Genomic DNA, 12,976 nt, shown 5'->3' on the forward strand with positions numbered 1-12,976 from the left:
GCAGTTAATTTTTATCGTTTAAACTTGATAAGACGAAATCAAGAACCGCTCTTCCTGTTGCCCAATGACTGAATTGACTTTTAGTCACAGAAATACCGAATTCTTTCTCAATATCTTTTGCCAAGTCAGCTAATTCCGTGGAATCCATATCATAGGCATCAGCAAGGTTTGCATCCATATTGAAATCATCAATATTAATGTTAAGAAAAAGAGACAAAATCGTTTTTATTTTTACTTCTGGATTATTATTCATATATTTTTCCTCACGTACTTAAATATTTTAAAGATTAAATAGCTGAAAAACTCAACGCACACACATGACCTTGGTTACTGAAGCGCTGAATTATTATTTGGTTAGCATTTGAAAACTCATTAATTTTATTAGATTGTTGTTCCCCATCTCCATGACTTTCTGACAAGAATGATGACGCCAAGACTGAATCAATCACACCACTGACTGAAAATTGATTATTCAAATAAGGCCTCAGATTTATAAATGATGTTTTTATCTCTTTATTTGAGAAAGCCTTACTCGTTATTTCTTTTTCATCATCATATATTCCATCCATAATAAATACAGCATTTTCATTATGGCTGAATAGTTCAGCAGTATATTCCAAGGTATTATTTCTGGTATTTTTATCCGGTGCGAAATAATCAACAAAACCGGTTAATTCACACAATATCGAAGCACCGCGCTCTAAAGCATGTTGCCTCTCTTCCAGCACCAGAAATGCAGCGCCCTCCGAAAAATCTCCTGGCCGTTTTTCGCCAAAAACCTCAGAGTGTTTCTGGCTTGACGCTTTCTCCAGTAAATTTTTAACTAATGGGCTGGAAAGATGTTCTGACGCACCACATAACATCACTTCCGCGACACCATTGGAAATCGCCTCGGCCGCATAGCCTATTGCTTGCATCCCTGCCACATCGGAGGTAGAAAACGTTTTAGATTGCGCACTAAAACCATAAAGCAGTGACAATTGCCCTTGAAGTGCCGCTGGGAACCATGCCGTGGCAACATAAGGTCCCATTCCCTTTATGCCTTCAATATGGAGCGCTTTAACTTCATCCTCAATATGTTGCCATCCACCAAAACAGTTTCCGACATATATTCCAACGCGATTAGGATCAAGCTTATCGACATCCAATCTACTCGCTTTTAATGCCATTTCAACGGCGACGATACCATAAACCGAAAATTCATCAATTTTACGTCTTAAGCGGTTATTGATATATTTTGCACCATCGAAATCACTCAATGTTCTTATTACAGAACTTTCGGTCGTATTATTTATCGATTCTTGGCCCAATAACTTCTGAATGACTTTTGATTTTATGGAGGTGACATCATTGCCATCAGGATGTATTGCACCAACCCCGGTAACGACAACTCTTCTACGCATTGTCTACTGCCCTCATAACAATAACACTGTGAATACCAGAAAAACCACTTGATAATTTTAACGCGGTCTTAATTGGATATGAGCAACCTTGATTAGGAATATAATCTAAATCGCAATCAGGATCTGGTGTTTGATAATTAATTGTTGGGTGAACATACTGCTTTTCTATTTCAAGACATAATGCTACAGACTCAATCGCATTAGCGGCAGCTAAAGCATGACCTGTCATTGATTTTAATGAATTAATTGGAATACCAAATGCATTTTCTCCCAAAACAAATTTAATCGCATTTGATTCGTTAATATCATTTTGCGCCGTGGAACTGCCATGAGCACTAATATAATTTACCGCTGATGGCGATATCTGGGCATCCTTCAATGCCATATCAATGCATCGTGCCATTGCCATTCCATCCGCTGGCAAGTCAGTCATATGATAAGCGTTATTGACGGATGCATACCCTGCTAATTCAGCATAGATATGTGCTCCACGCTGCTTGGCGTGTTCATAAGACTCTAAAATTAATATTCCACACCCTTCTGCAATCACAAATCCATCCCGCTCAAGCGAAAAAGGACAAGTCGCTGCTTGCTGATTTTCCAACTCTCTTGATGATAGTGCCCCTAAAGCTTCAAAAGAACCGATAGAAAGTGGACAAAGTGGCGCTTCACTTGCACCAGCCAGCATAATATCCGCTCTGCCATAACGGATATGCTCCATCGCAATGCCTAATGCATCAAGTCCTGCCGCACACCCGGTTGATATATTACTGACGGACATAGATGCGCCATATTTTTTCGCAACAGCAGTTGCGGCAGAGCTGAAATCAAAGCTGTCATAATCTTCTGATTTAATTAAATCAGGGTGAATATTCTCTTTGCCCCCTTTGGTGATCCTGAGTAAACACTCTTCCATTCCCGCAGCATCGGCAATCGCTGTTGCTATCGCAACACCAAAACGCTGGCCATCAATGTCTGAAGGTTTTAAGTTTGCATCTTGCATTGCCATCTCAGAAGCTTCCAGAGCAAACTGGAGATATTTACGCTCATTTTTCAGAACAAACTCTTTGTTATTGCTATCGTTACCGTGAACTTGTCCTATTGCTCCGCTTTTAAAGCCAAATCTTTCTCTTCCCCATTCATATTTACTCACTCCCGATTTCCCGTTATGAATATTGTTCCAAAATTCATTAACGCCTACACCTGTCGGTGCAACAACACCTAGCCCTGTCACCACAACTCTACGTGGTTGAGATTCATTTCTGTTATTTATTATCACAATAATTATCTCGATGGAAATATAATAAACATTTATTTAGGCAAGTTTTATTAATATAAAATTTACCCTTTTTCATTTAAGAAAATCATTATCTGTAAGTAGTAATATTAAACTACTTCATCTATAAAATTATATTTGTCATATATATTTGATTTTTATCTCCTAACCAAAATTCTTGAAAATAAGCACCAAACCATAACTCTATTTAAATACTCATTTGGTTCTTTCACTGTCCTTTCATCTATTAAAATTACAATAATAATATGAATATCCCAGGCTAAACCAAACTAAGTTAACTCCCTTCGTTCTGCATATGGATAGAATAATTAATCTTTTCCTTAATTACTCAATTTATTCTTAAAAATCATCCAGAAAGGAGATGACAAATTTATTATCATAGAGCTGATATACCCGCCCACAGTACAATATATACCCTTCATCTTTCAAGCTGCTGCTTTGTTGGCTGCTTTCACTCACCCCAGTCACATCGTTATCTATGCTCCTGGGGATTCGTTCACTTGCCGTCGCGATGCATCTTGAAATCCATAGGGTATATACTCAGGCATATTGGACATTAGATTTAATTGTATGATCTTGAAGTCTCTTTTCTGCTCATATTCTCTCCCGTCTTACCATATAATTACATATTATTATAATATTGCGACCACTCGACTCCATGAAGCATCTGCTTTCTCTAATTTTATTGGAAAACAGCACACTTTAAATCCATAAGGTTTAGGAATACTGGTTAAATTACAAAGCCGTTCTATCTGTAAATAAGGATGATCCCGTCCGATAAAATGAGATGGCCATAAGCAATCTTTATTCCCAGTTTTCTTATAATCGTTAATCATCTCTATAAATGGCCGATCAAAGCTAAATGCATCTGTCCCAATAATCTTTACCCCTTGCTCGACTAACCATTGAACAGCACTGCTTTCAATTGCTCTATAGTGAGTAAAATAGGATTTCGCTCCTATCAGTTTATCAGCTCCGGTACTAATAAGGACAATATCATTTTCTTTTATTTTATAATTGATTTTCTTTAAATGATTTTCTACCGCCTGTTTATCAATTGATTGATTATCATGGCTAAAATCAAGTAATACACCATGATTATAAAACCAATCCAAAGGGATATCAGTAATCGTTGCTGGCTGATCTTGCCCTTTATGCCACCCATAGTGATAGGGAGCATCAATATGCGTTCCAGTATGCGTGGTTAATTGATAATGCATCAGTGATAATCCCATACCATCAGGAAAATCATTGTGATCAATGATCCACTTTTTGCGTTTGAACAGTTTTATAAAGGCTCTTTTCCACCATGAACTGGTATGGAAATATAAATAACTCTCACCTAATTTATTGGCACCTTCTTTATGATCAACGACTCCCCTGGTTACTTTCTCAGGTTCCCAAAATTCACAATCTATAGGAACACTTAAGTCAATAATATTACTCATCTCTGTTCCTTATAATTTCGGAATAGTTTATTTCCTTGATATTTGGTGTAGAAATTACCTTCTTTTGAGATAAGGCACAAACAAATTGCTGATGATGAATCAATAATGTGCTTGCCTCTAGTTCTTTCATACCTTTAACAGAATCAGAGTTATTAGCCAATAATTTCTCATGTAAAGTCGAAGCAAATAATTTAATATATGCTTCAAGTCTAACCCAATAATATAACGACATTAAATGATAGTAATTCTTAAATCCGGGGCTGACTCCTGACGGTTGTTTTAACATTACACCTTTCATATATTCCAGCGCCTCATCCTGAATAAAACGTTCAACAATTTCAGAAAATTTTATCTTAGAAGGAGTGACTTCAATATCAACACCTATTTCCCTTGAGCTAAAACCGATGGCACAATAGTTTCTTGAAGCACTCAGTGAAAAATAATATTTGAAGTCTCGCTCCGTGGATATATAAGGTTTCCCGTTATCATTCGTTATGATTTCATAATCCGATAAATATTGACTTAAAACATAACGTAATGCAGCCCGTCTAAATATAAATTTTTTTCTTCTATCCGCTAAACAAATGTGGTTATGGCGAACTATATCAGAACGGTGAATTAACTGTTCAATAGAAACTAAATCAATATCGTCGATTTTTATAATCCAAAGATCGAAAAAATCAGATGATAAAGAAATACCGTCCATAATTAGTAATTACCTAATCCACCACACACATTAAGCGCTTGAGCGGTTACAGCCCCGGCGAGAGGGGATGCAAGATAAGCAACCATTTCAGCCACTTCATTAGGTTCAATATATCTTCCGATAGGAACACGCTCTTCTACTCTTCTTTTCGCTTCGGCTATATCAGTGTCCCAAATTTTGGCGTAATGTTCTCTGACACGCTCCGCCATATCACTTTCAACAAACCCAGGACAAACTGCGTTAACCGTGACACCTGAACCATTACGTGCTAATTCAAGCCCTAAAGATTTAGTCAGGCCAATAACACCATGCTTAGAAGCAGAATAAGGCGCACCATAAATAACACCTTGTTTCCCACCAGTGGAAGCAATATTGATAATTCTGCCACCAGATAACATTAATTCTCTTGTCAAAGCTTCACGTATAACAAAGTAAGTACCATTTAAATTAACGTTTATGACATTTTGCCAAGTTCGTGGGCTTATTTCAGCAGTAATACCCCCACCAGAAATGCCTGCGCAATTCACCAGTACTGTCAGCTTATTATCTTCAAGCTCCAGTTGGTCAAACGCTTTTTTAACATCTTCATGATTAGAGACATCACAAACTATTTTCTTGGCAAATTGACTACCATATTTATTACGTAACTTACCAATTGCACTATCAAGACGCTCAGGAGTACGCGATAATAATATTGGTTCAAAGCCATCCTCAGATAATCTCTCTGTAATTGCGAAACCAATATCTCCTGTCGCACCGGTAATAAAGGCATATTTCATCTGAACTATTCCTATCGTTATTTATACCCTTCATCTTTCAAGCTGCTGCTTTGTTGGCTGCTTTCACTCACCCCAGTCACATCGTTATCTATGCTCCTGGGGATTCGTTCACTTGCCGCCTCGCTGCAACTCGAAATCTATTAGGTATATATTATTGCTATTCACGGAAAAACACGATTACCCCTAACAAGCATTATTCACAAACTAGTGACAGTTTTTGTCAGCATTTACGAAAAATATTAATGGTTTTACGTAAAACTCAATAATATACCGATGTTACATTTACAATAACTTATAATACCAGATTGCTTTATCATGTCACTATACAAATTCACCTTTTCTGACTAATCAGAGAATCAAATAAATGGTCAGCAATAATCATCGGATTTTAAAAAGATTGAAAACCATGATGTTATGAATTAACCGTTAGATTATTTTTTTATGGAATGGCAATAGAAGAGACAAAGTACAACATAGAGAAACGCTACTCATCTCCCAGATAGGCTTATCCCCCCATGCTGCCTTCATAAATACAACAACTATGGCACAGTCATGCAAACCAAACACGCAATACGTTCGATTTGCTTCAAGGATAATATTTGTTGGGACAGATTGATGACGAGACAATTCCAAGAGCGAATTCCCTCTATCTTAAGGATGTGTCAATCAGTTAAAGCCGGAGATACGTTACAGTTCATTACTGGCTAGTTTACACCTGATTCCTCTGTAAGAATATCACCTTTTGACTATATTAAACATCATCAAGAGGCTATATTCCGGCAACTTTATTAGAAATCATCAAATATAAAAATCATGATTTCCCAATATTCTCTATCAGAATAGTTTAGATCTTAATTCTATAACAAATAATCCACTTATTAATAAAAGCCTTACCAGATATTTACTATAATATTTACGCGACTTTTATTATTTTATCTACAGCGACAGTAACCACACCTTCATGATAACTAAACAATCTGATAAACCGCCTTGGGGCTGTTCACTGAGCGATCAGGTTTATCTGGATTGTAAAGGGCAATACTCGCATGACAGAACTGATGCATAGTCCGACGGCGAAACGTCTCGCGGGTATTCGGCGCGTATTCTTTATTGTAGAACTCTCGCACCCAGTTCATGATGGGTGTAATGCCCAAAAGCGGGTTTTCCGCAGCGGCCCACGCCTTACCCGGCGTGAGGTTCAATAGGGCCAACAGACACAAAGCAGAACGCTCATTCTGTTGTGCACGTGGCAACCCCAAAGAAATGATGAGCTGGTACGCAGCTTTGATATAGTCGTTTTTGTCGTTCATTCGATTAGGTTCCCTAATTTGGTATCAATCATAGCTTGCGTGAGTTCTCCTTGCTGCATAGCCCACTCGCCAAATTCAATCAAAGTGTCGCGGCTCGGGTACTTCATCATCTTGAGGTCAGTTGCATTAACCTGAGTATGGCCATTGAAGCGTCGAAAATTTTCATCAACAGCAGTCGTGTTCAAAAACACGGCCAAACCACGGGCCAATCGTTCAGGCAAACCATGCTTGTCCTCATGGAATAGGTTTAAGTGGTTCTCAAAGCCCAGTACGGGCGCGTCACCAAATGTATCTGGTTCAACCACATTCGCCATGATTCGACGCTTTTCCTCTTTGGACGAAAAGCGCCGTACTACACAGTAAAAACCGCTTGGGTAAAGCCACTTTTCAGTGTCAGCGTTGAGTTCAATAGCATTAGGTTTTTTCATCCCTTCGATGGGCCATCGAGTAACATTGCTGCTGAAATGACCGGGATAGAGTAAAGGCACGGTCCCCGGCCCCGGCATGCTATGCAGGTGCGCTTTCAACCGGAAATCAACTACAGGCCCAGTCGATACCTTGATGCCAAGGTCAGCCAGCGTGTAGCGGATCACCGAGGATAGCTCAATGGCGCTTCTCTCCGGCGACGTGGGCACATGGATAAATTGCTCGGGGTCATCTGGGCATACAATCCGGTCAAATGGATACTCATGGGTAGCAAGGTCGGTGAAAGTGTCATCGGTCGAAGTTGATACCGTCACTGGTCCTTGCCGACCACCACACTCAAACCGGATGATGATGTTCTCCTGCAAAACTTCGTCATCCTTGAACGCCTTGTTGCGCGATCCAAATAGATGCATATGCCGGATAGCTGCACGCTCTAGAATAAAGTTACGGAATGGGCGGTAATATGGTCCGTTGCAGAAGCTGCGAGGGATGATCGCCACGATCTGCCCGCCCTGTACTGTCTCGGACACAGCAAGCGCCACAAAGGCCGAATACAGGTTCACAGTCTCGATACCAACACAGCGCAAAGCCAGCCGATGCGCTGAATTACTGTTAATCTTCTTGTAAGGCGGATTGAGGATCGCATGTGTATAGCCTTGCTCCTGCTGACCTTCGGTCGTTGCCAGTTCGATATAATCACCCACGATGATACGCGGCGTCACACCGCTGTATCCAGCCAAGTGCCGCGCTAAATAGCCACACAAGTTGTCGTCAATCTCATAAGCCGTCACCTCGACGGACTCAAAGCCAAAACCGCCCGTCACCCATCGATCAAGGAAGGCACACGATAACGCCCCCACCCCTGCGCCCGCATCTAGCAGACGGCAGGTACGCAGAGTGCTAGGTGGAAAAAGGGATGCCATAAAACGGGCTACGTTAGAAGGGGTCATGAATTGACCTAATTCAGCCTTGCGTTTCTTAGTAATCCGGGGAGCAATCTTGCGGCGCACACTGTCTACGGTGTCTAGTTGTTGGAGCATTATCGTATCTGGATAGTGAATTTCGTTTAGTGTAAATGATACACCACTAAGCAACAATGAAATCTGATTTTACCTCATATCCTCTGCACTGACTGTTTTAACACCCATAAAAATAGATAAAACATTCCCCCTTTCATGATCAGCATGTTAACCAAAAAAATTAAGCTTATACAGATGAGGTGTCACTTCAACAGAAGTTAAACAAGACAAAATTAAACAAAAATAAATAAAATTCCGTAAATTCTTAATGACATTTCGTAACTAATTATTGCTATTTTTAGTTCTTAATTTGTTACATATCTCAACAATATGTAATAACCAGTAAAAATATGCAATAAATATCGGATAATTGTTATTATTTCACTAATTTATTTTTAATCTTATTTTACCAAATGATATTGATTATTAATTACATTATTACTTGTATAAATATCTCCATCAACCAGTGTATTAACCTATACCTAATAGATTTCGAGTTGCAGCGCGGCGGCAAATGAACGAATCCCCAGGAGCATAGATAACTATGTGACTGGGGTGAGTGAAAGCAGCCAACAAAGCAGCAGCTTGAAAGATGAAGGGTATATACACAGTACATGACAAATGATTTACATCACTCACTCCATTAAGCAGATTTATTCTTTATTACAATAAACAGCAAACGAAATAGTTTAATGAGATAGGTATTAGAAAGATAAACGATTTCTACGCGTATCAGCATTTCAATAATTTAATTATTAGTTCAAATAAAAACTTGTCTAATAGTTAATTATCTAAACTATCGACAAGAAAATCAAAAATACTGAACTACACGCGAAGAAATGCTGTCATTTCAACGGATGTCTATTGATACAGAACGTTATCCGAGATATTTAATATCTCATAACGCTATATCATTTCCAGATGAATATTATTATCATTAAATTCCAATGTTAGAATTTTATTTCCACCACCTCGATTATTACCTGAAATCTCTAATGCATCATCGTAAGTAAATTCCCTATTTATGGAATATTTAACCGCATTTTCATTCAGTGGATTACAATAGTCTTGAAATATCCAAATATTAAATCCAAATTCAGATTTAAATCCTTTTTCAGTATAGATATGAATTGCTTTATTAGGTTCATATTTATCCCCTATCCAAGGAGCCCATAAATCGCCATGCCATTCAGACATCTTATCCACAGAAAAATTTTTCCTGGAAATATATCCATGCTCAACCACAATTTTACAAGGCGTTTTATTATAAATAGATTTAATATTCGTTACTCCCGCAATAATATTAATAGCTGGTTTATTCTGAGTGTTACTTAATTTTCGTTCCATTTTATTCACCTATGTCAATTAGTAATTTCAATAATAATTATGATAGGATTTATAATAACTTCATCCTTTCGCACACTATCATCCAGCATGAGCCAAAATTATCCTTATTACAGTAATTTCCTCCAGTGATATTATACTTAAAACAACATTCCATTTTTACTAATTATACCTATACTCTTATATCAATGATTAGCCTTAAATTCAAATATAGCGCAAAACCTTTATTTTACCATTAAGGCTAGATCACATATCTATCGTTATTTTCCCTTAACTATTACGCTTAGCATTATTCATTAAATCTTTTGTCCCTCTTTTCATCACCTGAGCTAATTTCATTACGTATATAGGTAATATCAGGGCGCTAACCATAGTCAGTATGAAAATAGGCCGCACGTTCTCAGCAATAATCTCCTTACCGTCTAAGAAAATGGAGGAGAAGAAGAACACCACACCGGCACCCAAATTAGAAAATGCCATCTGAAGGGCGCCAAAACCCGCACGGTTTTCAGGCGTCGAAGCATAAGAAGCAAGCACATTTGCAGCCATAACCTGCACATAAGTCGCGAACATAAAAAGTGAGAAGAAAATGTATCCATCTACTTTTCCCGTCAATCCTAGAAAGATATTGACAATAAATAGCGTCGCTGCGGCGATAGTAATTCGCTGAGGAGGGTATCTATCGCAAAGTTTCCCGGTTAAATAAGTACCCACCCAAGATGCGATACCACCGCAAAAGAATACCAGTGCAATCTGATTTTCCGGGATATAAAACACATTGGTTAATAACGGAGCAAGTATCGGAATAAGCATGAAGGGACTAAAATTACTGACACCACTAGCCATCCCGGCTAATGTTATTTTTTTAGTCAGCACAATTTTATTGTGACTCTTTTTTACTTTCTCTGCTCCTGGAATAAAGAAGAGGATCAGAGGCAAACTCACTATGCATAAAATAACGATAAATAAAAAAGAGACTTGCCAGTTAAAATTCTCGGCCAAATATAAACACAACGGTATACCTAAAATGCTCACAAATGAAAAAGATGAAAATGCAATCCCTAATACTCTTCCCCGCATACTTTCTGGAGAATTATTAAGTAAGATCCCAATACCGACTCCCAATGTCACACCACCAAACAGACCGGCAATGATACGTAGCAGAATAAGTTGGTATGGTTCCGAAGAGAAAATCGTCAGGAACGTAATCAAACCGAGAAACAGTGTGTTTAAAATGAGAACCTTTCTTTTATTAAAGCGATCAATAAAGAAAAAGGATGTCAGGCCAGAAAATACCGAGGAAAAAACATAAACACCCGCAATAACTCCCGCCATCGTAACCGGCATGTGAAAATCTTTCGACATATAAACAAAAAGCGGAGTTACCATCATGTACTCTAATGCATTAATAAATTGAACTAATGCAACAACCATCGCAATAACAACTATATTATTAGTTCCAACTACCTGATTATTTCCAATTAACTTCGACATTATGAGTTCCAATTCCTATTGGCTTAAATTTCATCGACGTAGTAAGCAATTTACATCACATGCAGAGCAAAAAAAAGCGCCGCGTAGCATCACTGTAAGCATCTGGCGTAACCAAGCGTGACGTGACGCTGATAGCAGCAAAACAGAATCATCAAGTAATAGCAATTTCCAGGCGCTGTTCATTGTTAGGAGTAAGTCACAAATGCTCGGCCTTTCTCTCAATCATCTTATGATTGATACTCTATTGGTGGGATGACTATCTCTATTAAGAATCATAAAAAAGCAAAATACCTTGCTGATCCCTGAAGCAATTTAAAATATTATGCAACAATAGCATGATGAAATCAGGGATATATCAATGATGAGCAATAAATAACACATCCTCTGGAGAAATCATGGCGAATATACTTAAATATGGCGATACCGTAAAAATATTAAATAGTTTCAGAAACTGGGATGGTGGATATCTTAGTGTATATGGAACGAGTGGTATTTCAGATGGAAAATATACTGTGATAACCACCACTGCGGCAGGATCATTCTGGCGAATTGAATCAGGAACGGGCAAGCCTGTTGGTAGTGAAGTTATTAACAATGATACTATTTTACTCCACAATCTTTATCAATGTGATGGCGGCTACTTAGGACATTATCAATCCTCAAGTCAACAGGTTCCAGAAGGTGAAATATACCCGATACATACATCAGATAAAAACATTCGCCCAGAAACATTAGAGTGGATTATTTATTCCGACATGCCATCTATCGATGGGAAAATCAAAGAAGATGAAAGCATTACGCTATATAACCGTTGGGGAACCAGAGGCTTTCTTGATACTCATGGTTGGGTTGGCGTCCCTGAAACAGTATGTCATGTATATACTTCTGCTAATAACCTCCGCAAACCTTATACTGGCCTGTGGAAAATGACACAAGTTAAAGATCCTTGTCTCCCGGTGACCAAACCCTCTAATTGTGCTGGAGAATGCGGCACCAGTGACGGCGGTAAATACTGCTTCCAGGTACCTCAAAGTATTCGATTTGGTCTGATAGCTTATACGAATACAATTATCCATCAACAAACAGTAAAAGTGTATATTGACGATCTTCTGGTCGATACATTAACCAGCAAAGGAACAGAAACTAAAGCTTATACATCAGGTACAGGTAAAATCTGTATTGAGATTATAGGGGATGGTAAACCCTGTAAGCTCCGTTATTCCTATAACACGCTTGATGGAAAACCCGGTGCAGTCATTATTGGTGCTGAAAATGATTCCAATAATAATTACAACGATAGTGTGGTCGTCTTGAACTGGCCACTGGTGAATTAGTTAAAAATACCCTATTAATTTCACTAAAAAAATCATTAATAAATTAAAGCGGTAATACATGCCGCTTTCTTATGCCATGAACATCATTAATAAAATATATTTCCAAGCATTACTCATCCCACATAAAAATAAAAAACACTGAAAAAGACGTTAAAAAATACAATCTAATGCTTTAATTCCCATTTGATTTATATATACCTTATCTCTTAGCATGTATTTTTATTTCTGCAAAGATACAAACAAATCAAATAGATCAGGAAATCATTAATATATAATCTTGATTACAACCCATCACTGGAATTAACCTTAAATTATACAAATCATTCTGCATCACCAAATATATAAAAAATTGCAGAGTTAAACTTGGAATTTTCAACACCATTTTTAAATCTATTTCAACTGAAAATCAAAACAAT

At 38.0% G+C, this 12,976-nt stretch carries 11 protein-coding genes; 1 reads left to right on the forward strand and 10 read right to left on the reverse strand.

The window, feature by feature from the left end; translation table 11 throughout:
* Positions 1-4: 4 nt before the first annotated feature.
* The 10 genes from D3222_RS09130 to D3222_RS09180 form a co-directional block, all read right to left on the reverse strand.
* Positions 5-253 (reverse strand): acyl carrier protein, encoded by a 249-nt coding sequence (locus D3222_RS09130; protein ID WP_118985876.1) that lies wholly within the window; start codon positions 251-253, stop codon positions 5-7.
* Between the two features lie 34 nt (positions 254-287).
* Positions 288-1,403, reverse strand: coding sequence for a beta-ketoacyl synthase N-terminal-like domain-containing protein (locus D3222_RS09135; protein WP_118985877.1), 1,116 nt, complete (start codon positions 1,401-1,403; stop codon positions 288-290).
* Positions 1,396-2,682 carry a beta-ketoacyl-[acyl-carrier-protein] synthase family protein gene (locus D3222_RS09140; RefSeq protein WP_118985878.1) on the reverse strand — a complete coding sequence of 429 codons (1,287 nt, stop codon included), beginning with the start codon at positions 2,680-2,682 and terminating at the stop codon, positions 1,396-1,398. The genes D3222_RS09135 and D3222_RS09140 overlap by 8 nt, the downstream gene beginning before the upstream one ends.
* Before the next feature lie 650 nt (positions 2,683-3,332).
* Positions 3,333-4,148: a cyclase family protein gene (locus D3222_RS09150; protein WP_118985879.1), complete on the reverse strand. Its 816-nt coding sequence runs from the start codon at positions 4,146-4,148 to the stop codon at positions 3,333-3,335.
* A complete protein-coding gene (locus tag D3222_RS09155; protein WP_118985880.1) occupies positions 4,141-4,854 on the reverse strand; it encodes a 4'-phosphopantetheinyl transferase family protein in 714 nt (237 codons plus the stop codon). The genes D3222_RS09150 and D3222_RS09155 overlap by 8 nt, the downstream gene beginning before the upstream one ends.
* Before the next feature lie 2 nt (positions 4,855-4,856).
* A complete protein-coding gene (locus tag D3222_RS09160; protein ID WP_118985881.1) occupies positions 4,857-5,633 on the reverse strand; it encodes an SDR family oxidoreductase in 777 nt (258 codons plus the stop codon).
* Positions 5,634-6,601: 968 nt separating this feature from the next.
* Positions 6,602-6,943, reverse strand: coding sequence for a hypothetical protein (locus D3222_RS09165; protein ID WP_232832459.1), 342 nt, complete (start codon positions 6,941-6,943; stop codon positions 6,602-6,604).
* Positions 6,940-8,409, reverse strand: a complete 1,470-nt coding sequence (locus D3222_RS09170; RefSeq protein ID WP_118985882.1) for an Eco57I restriction-modification methylase domain-containing protein — start codon at positions 8,407-8,409, stop codon at positions 6,940-6,942. Before D3222_RS09170 ends, D3222_RS09165 begins: the two co-directional genes overlap by 4 nt.
* 885 nt (positions 8,410-9,294) lie before the next feature.
* Entirely contained in the window at positions 9,295-9,735 is a 441-nt protein-coding gene (locus D3222_RS09175; RefSeq protein WP_118985883.1) for a hypothetical protein, read from the reverse strand.
* Positions 9,736-10,002: 267 nt separating this feature from the next.
* The gene (locus D3222_RS09180; RefSeq protein WP_118985884.1) at positions 10,003-11,226 is read right to left on the reverse strand and encodes an MFS transporter; all 1,224 of its coding nucleotides are present in this window, start codon (positions 11,224-11,226) and stop codon (positions 10,003-10,005) included.
* A gap of 395 nt (positions 11,227-11,621) precedes the next feature.
* Here D3222_RS09180 and D3222_RS09185 point away from each other — a divergent pair, with 395 nt between their 5' ends.
* Entirely contained in the window at positions 11,622-12,560 is a 939-nt protein-coding gene (locus D3222_RS09185) for a fucose-binding lectin II (RefSeq protein ID WP_118985885.1), read from the forward strand.
* Positions 12,561-12,976: the final 416 nt, after the last annotated feature.

This window comes from Photorhabdus sp. CRCIA-P01, from assembly GCF_003545805.1.
GTDB classification, from domain to species: Bacteria; Pseudomonadota; Gammaproteobacteria; order Enterobacterales; family Enterobacteriaceae; genus Photorhabdus; species Photorhabdus antumapuensis.